Consider the following 16,689-nt stretch of genomic DNA (forward strand, 5'->3'; position numbering starts at 1 on the left):
TCGCGAGAGGTCAAGAACAATGGCATCAAAGAAGGGTGTGAGTTCGACCCGTAACGGTCGCGACTCTAATGCACAACGACTTGGCGTGAAGCGCTTCGGCGGTCAGGTTGTCAACGCGGGTGAAATCCTTGTCCGTCAGCGTGGTACCCGTATCCACGCCGGCGTTAACGTTGGCCGTGGTAAGGATGACACGCTGTTCGCGTTGGAATCGGGCTCGGTGGAGTTCGGCTCGAAGGCTGGCCGCAAGGTTGTCAGCATCGTAGCTGCCGAATAATTACTTTTTAATTTTTACAGTACGGGGCGGGCTATATGCTCGCCCCGTCTGCGTATCTGCTGATGGTGTAAGCAGCCGAGAGGAGATGTGGTTGTGGTCACATTTGTTGACACCGTGACACTTCATCTGCGTGCCGGTAAGGGCGGCAACGGCTGCGTGTCGGTGCGTCGCGAAAAATTTAAGCCCCTGGGTGGTCCGGACGGCGGTAACGGGGGTAACGGCGGCGCCATTATTCTTGTGGCCGACCCGCAAGAGACCACGCTGCTGTCGTACCATCACTCGCCGCATCGCAGCGCCACCAACGGTGGCTTCGGTATGGGCGATCTGCGTGCAGGTATCACGGGCGAAGATCTTGAGTTGCCGGTTCCGGTGGGCACCGTTGTGAAGCGTCCGGATGGCGAAGTAATCGCAGACATGGTGACGCCGGGCGAAAAGCTTGTTATTGCTGAGGGCGGTCGAGGCGGCCTGGGCAATGCTGCACTGGCCAGCACCAAGCGCAAGGCCCCGGGCTTTGCCCTGCTGGGAACTCCGGGTTTTGAAGGCGATGTTGTTCTTGAACTAAAGACCGTCGCCGATGTAGCCCTCGTCGGATACCCCTCGGCCGGAAAATCGAGTCTGATTGCGGCCGTATCGGCGGCGCGGCCCAAGATCGCTGACTACCCGTTTACCACGCTGCATCCGAATTTGGGTGTTGTTGAGGCCGGCGATACGCGGTTTACTGTGGCCGATGTGCCCGGTCTCATCGAGGGTGCAAGCGAAGGGCGCGGCCTGGGCCTCGATTTTCTTCGACACGTGGAGCGCTGTTCTGCGCTGCTGCATGTTCTCGACTGCGCAACGCTCGAATCTGATCGCGACCCGATCTCTGACCTCGACGTAATTCTGGCGGAATTGGCCGCCTATGAGGTTCCCGAAGGGCAAGTGCCGCTCCTTGACCGACCGCAGCTGATCGCTTTGAACAAGGTTGATGTGCCGGATGCCCGCGAACTGGCACAGATGGTTCGCCCTGAACTTGAGGCCCGCGGGTTTACCGTTTTCGAAATTTCTGCGGTCGCTCGTGAAGGGCTCCGGCCGCTAACTTTTGCGCTGGCCACACTGGTCAATGAACACCGCGCGGCTGTGGCGCAGGCCGCCGAAGCGCAACCCGCCGAGCGGGTAGTTATCCGCCCCCGCAGTGCCGAGGCCCCGTTCCGCGTGCGTGTAGAGGGCGGCACGTACGGCAATCTGTACCGTGTGCTGGGTGAAAAGCCTGTGCGCTGGGTGCATCAGACCGATTTTCGCAACGACGAAGCCATCGGATATTTGGCCGACCGGCTGCAGAAGCTGGGCGTGGAAGACGCACTGTTTCGTGCCGGTGCAACACCGGGAGCAACCGTTGTTATCGGTGAAGGCGACGGAGTCGTCTTCGACTGGGAGCCGTCTGTCAGCTCGACTGCTGAGTTGATGGTCGGGCCTCGTGGAGCGGATGCCCGACTCGACGAACGCACGCGGCGTACCACTGCACAGCGACGCGAGGAGTATCACGCGCTGATGGATGCCAAGGCTGAGGCCCGTGCAGAGCTAGAAGCAGAGCGCGAAGCGGAAAAGCAGGCACGAAATAGTAATGCGGAGGGAACAGCACAAGAATGAGCGCACATCGGCGCGAAGATATCGCCACAGCACGACGTATCGTTGTCAAGGTGGGCTCATCATCCATCAGTGGTGATGCCGCGTGGCGGATTCCTGTGCTTGTTGATGCACTTGCTCAGGCTCATGCCCGTGGCACCGAGGTTGTGCTTGTTTCTTCGGGTGCTATTGCCACAGGAATACCGTTTTTGCAGCTCGAAGGTCGCCCGAATGATCTCGCGACGCAGCAGGCTGCCGCGGCCGTGGGGCAAAACTATCTGGTTTACCGGTATCAGCAGGCTTTTCAAGAGCACGGCATTGTTGCCGGTCAAGTGCTGTTGACAACAGGTGACCTCGAGAATCCAACCTCACGCAGTAACGCCCGCCGTGCAATGGACCGTCTACTTAAACTTCGCGTGATTCCTATCGTGAATGAGAACGACACCGTCGCCACGCAAGAGATCCGTTTTGGTGATAACGATCGGTTGGGTGCGCTGGTTGCTGAGTTGACCGGTGCAGAAGCGCTCGTACTGCTGAGCGATGTCGACAATTTGTACACGAAGCCTCCGACCGATCCGACGGCCGAACCCATCGATATTATTCCTGCCGGTGCAGAACTCGGTGGCCTTGAATTTGGTGCATCGGTGGTCAATAGTGTGGGCACGGGGGGAGCGGCGACCAAGGTTTCGGCAGCGCGTATGGCTGCGGCATCCGGTATCGGTGTCTTGGTAACGCATGCCGATTTGGTGGCTCGCGCTTTGGCCGGTGACTCTATCGGAACCTGGTTCGAACCAGTAACAGAACCGACTGTCACGATCTGACGCACACGCGCATCAGGCGCGTCAGGCTCGGTACACTGAGGCCATGACCCCGGATGCTGTTGCCACTGTTTCTGCTGCCGCTGCGACCGATACGGTGCATGACCGTTTACATCGCGCAAAAGATGCTTCGCGTGCGATCGCCCAGCTCACGAGCGACGATAAACATGCAGCATTGCATGCGATCGCCGAGGCGATTGAGCAGGCCACAGCAGAAATCATTGAGGCGAATGAGCGAGACATTGTTCGTGGTCGCAGTGAGGGTTTGACCGAGGCGCTCACCGACCGTTTGCGTCTGGACGAGCAGCGTGTGGCGGCTTTGGCTGCGGCTGTTCGCGAGGTGGCTGCTCTGCCCGATCCGGTGGGTCGTGTTATTCGCGGGCATCGTATGCCCAACGGCGTTGCGCTCGAGCAGGTACAAGTTCCCTTCGGTGTGGTGGGTGTTATTTATGAGGCCCGCCCCAACGTGACAGTCGATATTGCTGCGCTTGCACTGCGGTCGGGCAACGCTGTTGTGCTACGTGGCGGCAGTGCTGCACGAGAAACCAACAGTGTGTTGGTCGATGTCATGCGCGAAGCTTTGGCGCGTGCTGGTGTTGATGCCGAAGCCGTGCAGACGGTCGATGATTTTGGGCGTGAGGGTGCACGGGCACTCATGCAGGGGCGCGGGTTTATCGATGTTCTTATTCCCCGGGGGAGTGCCGGGCTGATCGAGACGGTGGTAACGGAGTCGACCGTACCGGTGATTGAGACGGGTGCGGGGGTTGTGCATATTGTGCTCGATGAGTCGGCTCCGGATGACTGGGCGCGCGACATCGTTATCAACGCCAAGGTGCAGCGGCCGAGCGTGTGTAATGCAGTCGAGACAGTGTTGGTGGTGCAGGCGGCTGCACAGCGGCTCGTGCCTGGTCTTGTCTCGGAGCTTCGTGCACATGGTGTTACCGTGCACGGCGATGACACCGTGCAGTCTTTGGCTCCGGATGCTGTTGCTGCCACCGACGATGATTGGGCAGCAGAGTATCTCAGTCTTGACCTTGCTATGCGCGTCGTGTCGTCGCTCGACGAAGCGCTCGCGCATATTCGCCAGTATTCAACCGGGCATACCGAATCGATTGTTTCGACGGATGTTCGTAATGTCGAGCGCTTCTTGGCCGAAGTGGACGCATCTGTTGTGCTGTCGAACGCGTCGACGCGCTTCACCGACGGGGCCGAGTTTGGATTCGGTGCCGAGGTGGGAATTTCCACGCAAAAGCTGCATGCGCGCGGACCGATGGGTCTTACCGAGCTGACCAGCACCAAGTGGTTGGCGCGTGGTGCGGGCCAGACGCGTGCGTAGCGGTAGACTTACATGTTGACGTACGTTCGCCCGCTGATATTGGAGAGACGATGAACGCTGCCGCTCAGATCCTGCTCGCTGCCGCCGCCGAGGCGGAGCACGGGAACATCGCCCTGCAGACCCTTCCAGCGGGTCTCATTGCGGCGGCAATTTTTGCGCTGCTGGGATGCGTAACACTGTCGTACCGGAGTGTCGCGAACCGCCATCCTGAAAAGGCCGAGGCGTGGGCGAAGGCTCACGGCAAAACCGACAGCGGAGCCCAGCAGGGCCACTGAGGCCATATCGCATGACGACTGCGAAGGGCGCTCCTCGTATTGGAGTGATGGGTGGGACGTTTGATCCCATCCATCACGGCCACCTTGTGGCTGCCAGCGAGGTCGCCCATTCTTTTGGTCTTGATGAGGTCGTGTTTGTACCGACCGGTCAACCGTGGCAAAAGAGTGGTGTTTCTCATAGCGAGCACCGCTATTTAATGACGGTGATTGCGACTGCATCAAACCCGCAGTTTACGGTCAGTCGGGTTGATATTGATCGTGAGGGCCCCACTTATACGATTGACACTCTGCGTGATCTGCGTCGTGAGCGACCGGATGCAGAGTTTTTCTTCATTACGGGTGCTGATGCCATAGCGCAGATTCTCAGTTGGAGAGACCATGATGGGTTGTGGGACTTGGCTCACTTCGTTGCGGTTTCACGACCCGGGCATGTGTTGAACATCACGGGTTTGCCCAGTGATGTTGTGAGTCAGCTTGAGATTCCCGCTCTTTCGATCTCGTCGACCGCGTGTCGTGAGAGAGTGCAGGAGGGGGAGCCTGTGTGGTATTTGGTTCCGGACGGCGTCGTCCAGTACATCGCGAAGCATCATCTGTATCGGAGCAATTCATGAGCACATCGGAGCAGGGGGTTGGTCAGCTAACGCGCAAACAGTTGCGTGAGCGTCGACTAACCGAAGGCACCGCTACCCAGGGGCCGCCGGAGGGCGGGAGTCCGGGAGGCGGTAGCGCTCCAGCTGCACCTTTGCCTCGTGCTGCCGAGCCGGTCGTGCTCCCTGAGGTGCCTTCTACCGCACCTGCCCAGCCAGAAACACCGTTGACGCGCCGGCAAATTCGTGAGCAGGAGCGCGTGCGAACAGCATCCGTTCCTCTTGTGCCCGAGCACACGCCCACTCCGGTCGGTGTTGGTGCACCCACCCCGTCGGGCGCTGCACCGTCGACCTTTGGTCGTCATGCGGCTCCTGCGTACCCGACTCCGTCGTATGAGAGCCCTGCGGCTCCGCAGGCGCCTGTTTCGCGACCAGCACCGCAGCATTCCTACACAGCTCCCGTGGTGCCGCAGCCGACTGGACTGTGGACTAATCCTCAGGTTCCGGTGCCCCCGACCGATGTGGAGCATACTCCGCTGACGGGTGCGGCCCAGCCTGTCACTCATTCCGGGGCTGCTGCTTCGAGAGTGACGACGCCGGATGCTGCTCCTTTGCAGGTTCCTGTGGCTCCGACGCCCGAAGATGTTCCGCCTCTGCAGCGGCCAGAAAAGCAGCAGGCTCGGGCTCTGACGCATTCTTATGATGATCTTGTTGGTCAGGACGGCAGCGGGTCGAGCAGTTCTCCAAATGCGCTGATTTTTGCTGGGGAGCCGGGGATTCCTTCGCTATCTGGCCCTATTGGTCAGGCAGGCCAGGTGCTTGTTACTGGTTCGTATGATTTGCCGATGGGTTTGGGTTCGACCGGGTCTGCTCCGGGTACCACCGACGGTAAAGAAGCAGATGCTGTTCTGATTGATAATGAGCTTCCGCCAACGTCGTCGCCCACACCGATTGCGGCGAGTTCGGCGATCAGTACGATTAAGCCTGCTGCCGAGGTTATTCGGCCGCCGCAGCCCGATAAGGGTAACCGGATGATGTTGGCGTTGACGATCACTGCGGGCGGTTTGGCTTTGGCTCTGGTCGGTGTTGTTGTTGTTGCCTTTACGACGGGTGTTTTCTCTTGATGCAATCGCCGGAATCAGCGATGGAGATGCTGCGTATTGCAGCGGGAGCTGCAGAGGCTAAGGGCGGCGAGGAGCTTGTTGCGTTAAACGTTTCGGAGCCATTGCCGCTTGTTGATATTTTTCTGATCGTGAGTGCCGCTAGTGAGCGCGGTGTTGCCGCGATCGCCGATGAAATTGACGAGCGTATGATTCGCGCGGGCTTTAAGGCCACCCTGCGTGAAGGGCGTCTGGAGGCACGCTGGGTGCTCATGGATTTCGGTGACCTTGTTGTGCACATTTTCCACGAGCAGGAGCGCGCTTTTTATGGTCTTGAGCGGCTGTGGAAAGATTGCCCTGCAGTGCCGATCCCGGTCGTCGAAACAGCCGCAGGGGAGTAAGCGCATCGGGCGTGGCGACAACACGCCCGACCCGGCACAGCGCGCAGCACGATTGGCTGTTGTCTCGACGAATGTAGTACTCTAAATGAGTTGCCGCGGAAGCCGCCGCAACAAGTTTGGGCCTGTGGCGCAGTTGGTAGCGCACCTGCATGGCATGCAGGGGGTCAGGGGTTCGAGTCCCCTCAGGTCCACAAAAAACCCTGGTTCCCAGGGTTTTTCTTCTTTCTTCGGAAGTGAAGACTTGCACGTTCGGTGATTCGTCGATGTTCTTCCTCCCAGTCTCGATTCGCAGAGCGAAGCAGACTCGAACTCACTACACCGTCACGTTCGCATTCGCGCTTGTGACAGTCCCCGTGGCGGTTCCACTTTTCCTTCGATAGGTACACACGGCTATTCACCGGGGCTTCACGCCAACTGGGCCAGTGACTGCATACCCCCGGCGTCAACGCTCCGGCGGGCGAACTCAGCATTGTCATGAGCGTGGCTTGATTCAATGGCGAAAATGACGCTGAGATAAGCGACAATCAGATGACCCCGAAAAGATTAATCTTTCGTTGCCCCGCTGTCTGGACGACTGCTAATTTCAGCGGAATATCCGAGCTCGGCCAGAGAGCATACGTCTGGCATTTTCTGGGGAGAAAAGCATGACAAATGCTGTTGATAATGGGGCGCGACAAATATCTGTTTTCGAGCCGAGTCGTCGCACCGTCGTAAAAGCGGCAGCGTGGGCCGCGCCCGTCATCATGATGTCGGTTCAAGCACCACTGGCCTCAGCATCAGCTCCCATCACCAGCGACATTGTGCTGCGATTCGGCGACATCATTGAAGGGTCAACGCGCGACGTTTCATTCGCTGTTATCGACTTCATTGAAGGAGCAGTTCGAAGCCTCGGCCCACAAAAACCTCAGGCACCCGAACTTGTGTTGCCACCAGAACCACCCAAACCGTGGGGCAACATCTTCACCAACCCCAGCGGATGGACACAATATGGCATCGACTACGCACAATGGGGTGTTGATGTCGGACTGGCAAACACACAGTATTTAGAGCGAGTCGCAGAATATTTGCAAGAACTTGCCATCTATTCTGCGTGGGACCTTGCTGTCTCGGCTTTCATGGACCGATTCCGCGACCTGGCAGTACAAAGCGAAGGCCTATTCTTCGCCTCGGCCACCTACCCCCGATCGATCGTGGCAGTAAACAACGGACCCTCCGCTATCCCGGCAGGAACAACCGTGACCGTTCAGGTGACCTCCGACATCAATCTCATCAACGCACACCTGCCCGAGATCGGCGCGGTGCAGGCGATTAATACCGGCGGCACGACACTGCTCACCCACACCACCGCGACAGAAATTCCCGTCGGCGCCGTGATTTTTAGTCAACCACTGGTTTATAACCCCGTTGCTGTGACCCTCAATATCGCCGGTACTGTCACACCCTCGTCAATCACCGCCATGCTCTCACCCATGAGCCAAGACACCGACGTTAACGACAACGGAGACCTCGTCACATCAACCGTGGGCGTACTGCTTGAAGTAGCAACCGGCGACGTGCAGGCAATACTCGGCGAGTGGCAGCAGTTTATTGACCAGGCTGCCGCATTTTACGAGATTGTTGCGCCGCTTCTTCCCAGCATCGACTGGAGTGAAATTCTGCGCGGTCTCATCCCTCTCCAAAGATAGTGCTGCATTCGCCATTCTCATCGAAACTCAGCACATCGATGAGGTTCGATCCGGGCTCTAAAGTCGCGTTAATAATCGTGCAATTCATGGTGTAACTGACAGGAGTTGAATCAAACGGCAGTACAGCACTAATGGAAGGGACATTAAAAACGCCCGGGGTGTCGGCCGTGAAAAGAATCACGAGAGTGTCGGGATCATCGGCGGTTACGACGTACTGAGTGATTCCTGCCTGATTGAGGGCCGAGAAATCCCACAGCGAAGGATTACCGGCACCAGGACCCGTGATCGCTAAACGTGAACCACTATTCAGAGGGCACGTGTAATTGCTAAAGCTAAACGATGGCGTGACGTATCCGGGGGCACTGTTGTCATGGAGCGAGCACGAGCCTAAAACCTGCACAAAATTCGTGCACTCCGAAGCAGCATGAGCTGGTGCCGTCACCGACAGTGCGACTACAGGAGCTGCCCAGACAGCGCCTTTCACGACGCTGCGGCGCGACACAGAACGCTGCGGTTCAGTATGGGGGTAAGAGGCTTGATCGGCCTTTTTAGACATGTTGTGTTCTTCTCCATTGGAGGAGCCCCACACCGGCAAATAATACACTCAGTCTAAAATTTGCCCGGTCAAGGGCAATTTTCGGGTTTCAGTAACAATCTTCTTGACACCCTAGCATTCTGAACACACTCGTCAAGAGTGGAAACCTCGGAACACGGGTACTTGCCGCTTGCGCGTCACATGCGAGTCAGCTGGGCTGGAAACGTCGTGTTGTCTGCCGTGAGGTAGTACAGCGTGAGTGTGTCGCCTGAGCATTCCCACGGAATATCGACCAAACGATACATTTCCATATAGGCCGCCGCCTGCTCGGTAAGGTCGACCTTTTGTCCCATGACTTCGCCATCGAGCTGGAGATCGTTGTATTCCTGTTCGGTGGTGACCTGCACGTCAAGCCCAATATAGGTGCCGCCGATTGCGCCCGTCACGGTGGCTGTTGCCTCCATCCCAAAATCGATCGTGAGCGAGAAGTCGGGCTGAAACTCGTATTCACTCTCGGTGAACGAGAGCGTTGTTGAACCGTCGACCGTGATGGTTGAACCCTCCGGTGCGATCGAGTCGTAGTAGGCCTGCATCTCGTCATGAGAAAACAGCCACGTACCCACAACACACTCCGTCGTGTCTACCTCCTGAGCCTGCGGAGTTGGCGTGCTGTCTTGTGTTTCTCGGTCATCGGCAGCGTTCGCGGTGTCTGTCGGCACCGGCTCTGGCGTTGCGCTCTTTGTGGGCGCGCACCCCACGGTAAGAACGAGCGCGGGTAGGGCGAGAAAAAGGGTCAGGGCAGCACGAACGGCACGTTCTTTCGTCGGCGCACAATAATTACGATGCATAGTTTCACAAGCTCTTGTCGATGAAAGAGCTATGCCTCCTTGGCCACTTCTACCAGGTTTTTTAGCTCCCGACCAGGGTTAACCACCACAATGCCGATGAAAAGCTACGCGAAAACAACCCCGGGATGGGTCGGAGACGACACCCGGTGTACCGAGTCGATAATCGACTGCATCATTTCGCTACCCGAAACGCCCACCATCGGTTGCCGCTTCTCCACCGTCAGGCGTGCTCCGGTGCGCTGTGCGAGTTCCATCCGGATGCTGCCATGAGTGGCATCCGGATCACACACAAGACGAGCCACCGTGTCATCGAGGCCGCAGGATGCGATAGCAAACGCCACCATGGCATTCACATTGCGCGGATACTGCTGGGCAAGCTCTGCTACCGAGCCGTCAAACAGCGTCGTTACTGCGTCGATACCCACGGGGGAAGGCTCGAGGTGCTGCGGTGCCTTCGTCATGGTGATGACCGCCGAATCCCACTGCTGCGCCAGCACTCCATCAAGCCCCACGAGGGCACCGGACGGAACAATCAACGACGTGCCGTACTCGGTGGCGGTGGCACGCAGACGTTCATACAGTGCAGCATCGGCCAGGGCCCCCACCGACACCACCATCATGTTGCTTGTGCGTAGTATCCGCTCGCCCCACTCTGCGACAACAGTCGGATGCGCGGCTTCAACAACGAGGTCGGTGCGGGCTAGTTCTGCGTCATCCGGGGTGCCCGTGCGGAGCGGAACCGACGCCGACGCTGCATGCTCGCGCTGGGAGCGAGCACGCCACCACGACAGGCTGAGGGAGTCGTGTGAGTCAATATTTTGTGCCAGCGCGACAGCGATGTTGCCCCCGCCGATGATTCCAATGCGTGTCATAGGTCTCCTTGTATCCGGTGCGAAGAATTATGCGCGGGGGAAGCATTTGCATCATCGCACGGTTACAGCACATGTGTACGAAAGTATTGTGATCGGCGCCGGGCAGGCAGGCCTTTCAGCGTCGTATCACCTGCAGCAGCGTGGAATCCACCACGTTGTGCTCGACCACAACGCCGCGCCCGGGGGAGCGTGGCAGCACCGGTGGCCCGAGTTGACTATGAACGATGTGCACAGGGTGGCAGAACTCCCCGATGGCGTTGCGCCTGCGGCATCCGGTGAGCCTGCCCGCACCGCCGTACCCACGATTTTTGACGACTACGAACGGCTACACGCCCTGCCGATTCTGCGCCCGGTGACCGTGACGCGCGTGAATAACCAACGGGGGCTCTTGCAGGTGCATGCCGCGGATGGGCGTGAATGGCTGACCCAAACCCTCGTGAACGCCACGGGCACGTGGACGCAGCCGTTTGTGCCGCACATACCGCGAATCCGCGAGTTTGCGGGAGAACAGTTTCACACCGCCACGTATCCGGGCCGCGAATATCTGCGCGGCAAACACGTGATCGTCGTGGGTGCGGGGGCGTCGGCCGTGCAATTTTCAGGGCAGCTTGCACCTATAACCCGCACAACCTGGGTGACCCGGCGAGAACCCGAATGGCGTACGGACGAATTCACGCCAGAGATCGGCGCTGCCGCAGTCGCACGCGTCGAAGAGCGCGTAGCGCAGGGCTTTGCACCGGCGAGTGTCGTGAGCGTTACGGGCCTGCAGCTGCGCGAACAAGAAAAGGAAGCCGCAGCGCTCGGCGCATACCGATCACCGCGACGCATGTTTAGCAGCATCGAACCGACGGGGGTGCGCTGGGCCGATGGCACGTTTTTGGCGGCCGATGTGATTCTGTGGGCCACGGGCTTTCGGCCGGCCGTGGCGCACCTGGCGCCGCTGCGGCTGCGCAGTGAACACGGTGGAATCCAGCTAACACAGCGGGGGAGAGGCACACAGGCGGCGCTCGATGCCCGCGTGCAGCTTGTCGGCTATGGCCCCTCGGCGAGCACGATCGGTGCGAACCGTGCAAGCAGGCGCGCGGCCATTGGGGTGCGTAACTTTTTGCAGCGCCACAACAGTGTCAGCACCTCTGCTGCGACTGCCACGATCCCCGCTGTCGCATCGGCCGCCATCGCTGTCTCACCGACCACATAGTGTGGAGGCATGCGCCGAATTTTTCGCACCGTCGCCGTCTCCGCTGCGGTTCTTCTCGGCTTCGGCATTGGAGTACCGGATGCTGCGCCAGCCACCGCCGCCGAAAGCGACGCCATTGCTGCCGGAGACGTGCATATCGAGGCTGAGACCCGTGATGATCTGCGTGCGCATGCCGAGTCGCTCGTGGCAGAGCTCTCGGTGGAGGAACAGGCCGCCATGGTCGTGATGGGACATATCTCAACGACCGACCCCGACGAAGCACGCCAGTACATGAGTCAGGGCTGGGGCGGTTTTTTGCTGATGGGCGCAAACATCCCTGCCGATGAAGAACAACTGCGGGCGCTCACGAAGGCTATTCGCGGTGACAATCCGTTGCTGCCTGCTCTCGTTGCGATCGACCAGGAGGGCGGCGATGTGAGCCGTTTACCCTGGGATGTTTTTGCTTCAGCGCAGAACCTGAAGGGTGCCGACGGTGTCACTGTGGAACAGGCTTTTTCGGCTCGCGCGGCAGTCATCGCTCGCGATGGAATCACCGTGAATTTTGGCACGGTCGCCGATGTGCCGGCATCCGGATCGTCGTTTATTTATGGCCGTGCACTAGGAACCAATGCGGGCGAAGCGGGAGCAGCAACGGCGGCAGCAACCCGCGGGCAAGAGCCGTTCGTCGCGTCGACACTCAAGCATTTTCCTGGCCACGGCGCTGCTGAGGGCGATTCGCACGACATGATTCCAACCACAACGCTCGGCTACGACGACTGGTTCGGTCACGATGGTCAACCTTTTGTTGACGGTGTGCGGGCCGGTGCGTCGCTGCTGATGGTGGGGCACCTCGAATACTCGTCGGTCGATGCGCAACCCGCATCCCTATCGCCACAGTGGTACGGCATCGCCCGCGAAGCACTGGGTTTTGACGGCGTGCTCGTGACCGATGATCTCGGCATGCTCATGGCTACGGGCGAGCCGGCTCTTGCAGACCCGACAGCAAATGCCGCGCGGGCGCTGGCAGCCGGAGCCGACATTGTGCTCACCATGATGGGCACCGACGCCACCACAGCCACAGCGATCGCGCAAGAAATTGCGGCATCGGTTGACCGCGGTGAGATACCTGCCGAGCGGCTTCGTGACGCCGCGACGCGTGTGACTATGCTGCGGTTACAGGTGGGTGCTGCCGATGCTTCTCGGTGGCAGCCGGTGGCCGAGTAGCATGCGGTGTGGCTGTCCACGCGTGCAGTAGCATCCGGCGCAGTGTATTGCTTCGCTCGGCAAAGACGCGTTGGGCCTCAACATACTCGGCTTTGCCCTCGGGTGTTTCAATACGCACGGGCGCGATGTTCCAGGCCGAGAGATCGTACGGCGAGGCCTTCATATCGAGCAGCCGGATGTCGCGGGCCAGCTCAAATGCGTCAAGCAGCAGATCTCCGGGCACCAGAGGGCCCAGCTTGACCGCCCACCGGTACACGTCCATTCCGGCGTGCAGGCATCCGGGCTGTTCGAAACGAACCTGATCATCGCGCCGCAGCGGCTGTTCATTGCGGGGCCGGGCAGGCGCGGTAAAGAACCGAAAAGCATCAAAGTGGGTGCAGCGTAACCGATGGCTTTCGACCACTTCGTCGGTGCCGTTCTGCCCCAACCGTAGCGCGACTTCGTGGCGACGCTCGTCGGCCTGATACACCATCGCCCACTCGTGCAACCCAAAGCAGTCAAAACGGGCTGCCTGCTGTGGAACGCGGCGCAGCATGTGATCGACCAGCGATGCCAAGCGTGGCATGTCGGCGGTAAAAGCCGCAGCATCCGGAACAACAGAATCAGGGTTCGGGCCCGCGGCATACCAGCGCCATTCGGCACGTTCTGGCGCGTCAAGCAGCACCACACCGGCTCCCGGATGCCAGCGGCGTAGCAGCGAGGGTTTATAGCTGTAGTAGGTGAAAAGAAAATCCCACACCGGATGCTTCTCGCCCCGCACCGCGCGCTCGCGATGCGCAGCAGTCAATTCGTCTACCCGCACGCGGTGGGCGTGCGCACGTGTCTGCCATTCGTCGCGGTCAAGAACTGTGTGGTGCATGATTTTACGAAGATCCACTCGCGCGCATGATGCCCTCTTCTATCAGGCGTTCATGAAGCCGTGCGCCATCATGACCGCTCACCCACGGCGTATGTGCGGCCGGAGTGTCTTCGGCTCCGCGAGCCCCGGCTAGTACTGCCTCGGCAGGAAGAAGGCGGCGAATAGCAATGCCTGCAACCTGCTCAGGGTACTCGCGGGCGAACGTTGTGTAGATAGCGGGGTCGTGCTGGCCGTCGTCACCGATCAAGAGCCATCGCACATGAGGAAACTGCTGCGCGAGACGCCGTAGGTTATCGAGCTTGTGTTTTTGTCCGCTGCGAAACCAGCGGTCGTGCGTGGGACCCCAGTCGGTCAACAAGAAAGCACCCCGCGGAAACAGGTGGCGTGAGAGAAAGCGAGACAGCGTCGGGGCAACATTCCATGCGCCCGTCGATAAATACACCATGGGTGCATTGGGATTCTCGGTCATGAGCCGGTCGAGTAGCACAGCCATACCCGGCACGGGCATGCGGGCGTGTTCGTCGACCACAAAAGAGTTCCATGCCGCTACCAGCGGCCTCGGCAGCGCGGTGACCATCACGGTGTCGTCAACATCGCATACAACACCGAAAGTGGTGTCATCAGACACGACGAAGACGGAAGTCTCGGCTGCGGTACGGTTCTCGACGCTCATTGAAATCGTTTGCCAGCCCGCAGCAAGTTCGGCAGGTATGACCGTGTCAATCACACCACCGCGGTCGGCAATGACATCGTGATCAACACCGTCAATATGGATGGTGACCGTGGCAGAACTCACGGGAATACCGGCAAAGCTTCGCCAGCCCCGCGCGGGAGAACCCTGCCGTGGCCGACGCCGCGGCGGAAGAATAAGCACGCGCCCAACAACCCGCACCCAGCCTGGGCCCCCATAACCCGGAAAAGGAACAATGGTCGGTTGGTGTCCGCGCCGGCGAGCGCGTCCTTCACGCCAGGCATGAAGACGGTGCTCAAGTCGAGCGAACCAGTGGATCCGGCCGTGTCCGGGGCCAGAAGAAACAGCGGGCATAGAGTCAGTCTTGCACGTTCTCGTTGTCTTCTACCGCGTCCATATGGCGAGCTTCGGCACGCGCAATCAGTTTCTTCACCAGTAGGGCCAGCAGAAGGAACGCAAGAATAATGCCGACGAACACGTATCCGGCGAAGTGGAAGCGACGCGCAAGTTCACGATAGCTGTCGGCCGCGGCCCACGTGACAGAAACATATGCTGCCGCCCACAGAATGCAGGCGGGCGTCGTCCACGCTAAAAAGCGCCGGTAGCTGTACCGGCTCATGCCGACAGTCATGGGCACTACCGAGTGCAACACCGGTAGAAAGCGGGAGAGAAAAATTGCCAGACCGCCGCGTCGCTGAAGATAACGTTCTGCCCTGTTCCAGTTTTCTGCACCTATTTTGCGACCGGCCCATGACTGCCGAATATAGGGTCCTGCCCAGTGGCCCATCCAAAACCCGAAGCTTTCTCCGGCCAGAGCTCCGATAACAATGGCTCCCGCCAGCGCTAGGGCCTCAACAACGTTGGTGACACCGATACCGGCCACCAGCACAATGGTGTCACCGGGCACGATCAGACCGATAAGAATGCTCGTCTCGAGCATCATGGCAACACCGGCAATAATGGTGCGCAGAACGGGGTCAACAGACTGGACGAGGTCGAGAAACCCGAGCAGAAATTCATCCACATAATGAGCGTACGGCGTGATGCAGACCGTATTCTGTGAACGTGGCTTCCCCCGTGCGTCTTCATGCTCGTCTTGTCTCGTCAGAGATCCATCTCGAGACCGTGTTCTGGTATGTGAACGACCGCCATGCCGACGTGTTCTGGCTCGATTCGGGGCCTCATGCGCACGAAGGTTGGAGCCTGGTGGGGTGGGGCAAGCAAGAGAAGCATCCGGAGCGAATACTTGCTGTTCCTGCAGCAGAACAGAATACTCCGGATGCTGCGCTGCCGCCCTTCACCGGCGGCTGGGTGGGCTGGTGGTCGTACGAAACGGGTCGCGAACTACGCAACAACCGCGAAGGTGTCAACACCAGGTCAACGGACGGTTCGGCGTGGCTCGCGGTGCGACAGGCGGTGGCCATTAATCACGCGACCGGAGCAGTGTGGGCGCTTGCCGGCATCGATGACATCGAAGCATGGGCCGACGAGGTCGAAGCGACCATTGCGCTGGGGTCGCGAGCAACGCCCGATCTGGATCGTGATGCGCTGATTGCCGCTGAGGCCCGCCACAGCGCCGCTGAATACACAGCTCTTGTGCGCGCGTGCATGGCTGCGATCGCTCGCGCAGACGTGGCACAGCTGTGTCCAACGACAACTTTTACTGTTCCTGGACAGCACTGTTCTGCAGAAATATATGGACGGTTGCGGTCGGCAATGTCGGCGCCCCACGGTGGCTATGTGCGGGTGGACGCAACAGGACTTGCGAGCGCGAGCCCCGAACAGTTTTTGCGCATATCGGGCACAACAGTGCACAGCAGCCCTATTAAAGGAACAAGGCCGCGCGACGCTGATCCGCACCGCGATCAAGCACTCGCTGACGAACTGCGCAATAGTCGCAAAGAACGAGAAGAAAATGAGCTCATTACGGCTGGTTTGCAGCAGCAACTGGCCAGCGTGTGTGTGCCGGCGAGCGTGCATCGTGGGCAACAGCAGCAGATTCACAGTTACGCGACAGTGCATCAACTGGTGAGTACCGTACAGGGCACCCTGCGGGCCGACGTGAGCGTTCGCGAGTTACTCGCAGCCGTTTTTCCGGCCGCGAGTATGACGGGTGCGCCCCAGTCGGCGGCAATGTCACTGCTGCACGAGGCCGAGGCAGGCCCGCGCGGAGTGTATAGCGGCTGCTTTGGCTACATAGGGGCCCGCGGGGGTATGAACCTCGGGATGGTGATTCGCAGTGTTGTCGTCACCGCCACAGAAGCAACGGTGGGTGCCGGCGGTGGAATTACGGCGCTTTCTGATCCGGATGCCGAAACAGCAGAGGTCGCACTGAAGGCACAGGGACCGCTTGCCGCCGTGGGGGCACGTGTGCCCTGGGATCTCGGATAATCTGGGAGATGACG

General features: G+C 59.6%; 18 protein-coding genes and 1 tRNA gene. 13 read left to right on the top strand and 6 right to left on the bottom strand.

Features of this window, described 5'->3' with window-relative positions; genetic code table 11:
* Positions 1 to 19 precede the first annotated feature (19 nt).
* The 10 genes from rpmA (at position 20) to ACQUSW_RS00915 (ending at position 8,078) form a co-directional block, all read left to right on the top strand.
* Positions 20 to 274: a 50S ribosomal protein L27 gene (gene rpmA, locus ACQUSW_RS00870; protein WP_428930406.1), complete on the top strand. Its 255-nt coding sequence runs from the start codon at positions 20 to 22 to the stop codon at positions 272 to 274.
* Between the two features lie 93 nt (positions 275 to 367).
* Positions 368 to 1,900, top strand: coding sequence for a GTPase ObgE (gene obgE, locus ACQUSW_RS00875; protein WP_428931242.1), 1,533 nt, complete (start codon positions 368 to 370; stop codon positions 1,898 to 1,900).
* A complete protein-coding gene (gene proB, locus ACQUSW_RS00880) occupies positions 1,897 to 2,697 on the top strand; it encodes a glutamate 5-kinase (protein WP_428930407.1) in 801 nt (266 codons plus the stop codon). The genes obgE and proB overlap by 4 nt, the downstream gene beginning before the upstream one ends.
* Positions 2,684 to 4,030, top strand: a complete 1,347-nt coding sequence (locus ACQUSW_RS00885) for a glutamate-5-semialdehyde dehydrogenase (RefSeq protein ID WP_428931243.1) — start codon at positions 2,684 to 2,686, stop codon at positions 4,028 to 4,030. Before proB ends, ACQUSW_RS00885 begins: the two co-directional genes overlap by 14 nt.
* A 50-nt stretch (positions 4,031 to 4,080) precedes the next feature.
* On the top strand, positions 4,081 to 4,305 hold the full coding sequence (locus ACQUSW_RS00890; RefSeq protein ID WP_428930408.1) for a hypothetical protein: 225 nt from the start codon (positions 4,081 to 4,083) through the stop codon (positions 4,303 to 4,305).
* An 11-nt stretch (positions 4,306 to 4,316) separates the two neighbouring features.
* Positions 4,317 to 4,916, top strand: coding sequence for a nicotinate-nucleotide adenylyltransferase (gene nadD / locus ACQUSW_RS00895; RefSeq protein WP_428930409.1), 600 nt, complete (start codon positions 4,317 to 4,319; stop codon positions 4,914 to 4,916).
* Positions 4,913 to 6,016, top strand: a complete 1,104-nt coding sequence (locus tag ACQUSW_RS00900) for a hypothetical protein (protein WP_428930410.1) — start codon at positions 4,913 to 4,915, stop codon at positions 6,014 to 6,016. The genes nadD and ACQUSW_RS00900 overlap by 4 nt, the downstream gene beginning before the upstream one ends.
* Positions 6,016 to 6,393 carry a ribosome silencing factor gene (gene rsfS / locus ACQUSW_RS00905; protein ID WP_428930411.1) on the top strand — a complete coding sequence of 126 codons (378 nt, stop codon included), beginning with the start codon at positions 6,016 to 6,018 and terminating at the stop codon, positions 6,391 to 6,393. Before ACQUSW_RS00900 ends, rsfS begins: the two co-directional genes overlap by 1 nt.
* Before the next feature lie 118 nt (positions 6,394 to 6,511).
* A tRNA-Ala gene (locus ACQUSW_RS00910) sits at positions 6,512 to 6,584 on the top strand.
* A gap of 453 nt (positions 6,585 to 7,037) precedes the next feature.
* On the top strand, positions 7,038 to 8,078 hold the full coding sequence (locus ACQUSW_RS00915) for a hypothetical protein (RefSeq protein ID WP_428930412.1): 1,041 nt from the start codon (positions 7,038 to 7,040) through the stop codon (positions 8,076 to 8,078).
* On the opposite strand, the gene ACQUSW_RS00920 is transcribed toward ACQUSW_RS00915, so the two are convergent.
* The 3 genes from ACQUSW_RS00920 to ACQUSW_RS00930 form a co-directional block, all read right to left on the bottom strand.
* Complete coding sequence (locus tag ACQUSW_RS00920; protein ID WP_428930413.1) at positions 8,059 to 8,634, bottom strand: hypothetical protein; 576 nt, start codon at positions 8,632 to 8,634, stop codon at positions 8,059 to 8,061. The two genes, ACQUSW_RS00915 and ACQUSW_RS00920, sit on opposite strands and share 20 nt — an antisense overlap.
* Positions 8,635 to 8,810: 176 nt before the next feature.
* On the bottom strand, positions 8,811 to 9,461 hold the full coding sequence (locus ACQUSW_RS00925) for a hypothetical protein (protein ID WP_428930414.1): 651 nt from the start codon (positions 9,459 to 9,461) through the stop codon (positions 8,811 to 8,813).
* Positions 9,462 to 9,565: 104 nt separating this feature from the next.
* On the bottom strand, positions 9,566 to 10,333 hold the full coding sequence (locus tag ACQUSW_RS00930; protein ID WP_428930415.1) for an aspartate dehydrogenase domain-containing protein: 768 nt from the start codon (positions 10,331 to 10,333) through the stop codon (positions 9,566 to 9,568).
* 73 nt (positions 10,334 to 10,406) lie between these two features.
* On the opposite strand from ACQUSW_RS00930, the gene ACQUSW_RS00935 reads away from it, so the two are divergent.
* The gene (locus ACQUSW_RS00935; protein WP_428930416.1) at positions 10,407 to 11,531 is read left to right on the top strand and encodes a flavin-containing monooxygenase; all 1,125 of its coding nucleotides are present in this window, start codon (positions 10,407 to 10,409) and stop codon (positions 11,529 to 11,531) included.
* 9 nt (positions 11,532 to 11,540) lie between these two features.
* On the top strand, positions 11,541 to 12,734 hold the full coding sequence (locus tag ACQUSW_RS00940) for a glycoside hydrolase family 3 N-terminal domain-containing protein (protein ID WP_428930417.1): 1,194 nt from the start codon (positions 11,541 to 11,543) through the stop codon (positions 12,732 to 12,734).
* On the opposite strand, the gene ACQUSW_RS00945 is transcribed toward ACQUSW_RS00940, so the two are convergent.
* From ACQUSW_RS00945 to ACQUSW_RS00955, 3 genes are read right to left on the bottom strand one after another with little or no spacing between them, the layout of a single operon-like run.
* On the bottom strand, positions 12,673 to 13,593 hold the full coding sequence (locus ACQUSW_RS00945) for a 3-methyladenine DNA glycosylase (protein WP_428930418.1): 921 nt from the start codon (positions 13,591 to 13,593) through the stop codon (positions 12,673 to 12,675). The genes ACQUSW_RS00940 and ACQUSW_RS00945 overlap by 62 nt on opposite strands.
* 4 nt (positions 13,594 to 13,597) lie before the next feature.
* A complete protein-coding gene (locus ACQUSW_RS00950) occupies positions 13,598 to 14,638 on the bottom strand; it encodes an App1 family protein phosphatidate phosphatase (protein WP_428930419.1) in 1,041 nt (346 codons plus the stop codon).
* A 4-nt stretch (positions 14,639 to 14,642) separates the two neighbouring features.
* Complete coding sequence (locus ACQUSW_RS00955) at positions 14,643 to 15,308, bottom strand: DedA family protein (protein ID WP_428930420.1); 666 nt, start codon at positions 15,306 to 15,308, stop codon at positions 14,643 to 14,645.
* A gap of 41 nt (positions 15,309 to 15,349) precedes the next feature.
* Between ACQUSW_RS00955 and ACQUSW_RS00960 the strand changes: the two genes are divergently transcribed.
* Positions 15,350 to 16,675, top strand: a complete 1,326-nt coding sequence (locus ACQUSW_RS00960; protein WP_428930421.1) for an anthranilate synthase component I family protein — start codon at positions 15,350 to 15,352, stop codon at positions 16,673 to 16,675.
* Positions 16,676 to 16,689: the final 14 nt, after the last annotated feature.

This window comes from Microbacterium luticellae (assembly GCF_050408645.1).
GTDB lineage: Bacteria > Actinomycetota > Actinomycetes > Actinomycetales > Microbacteriaceae > Microbacterium.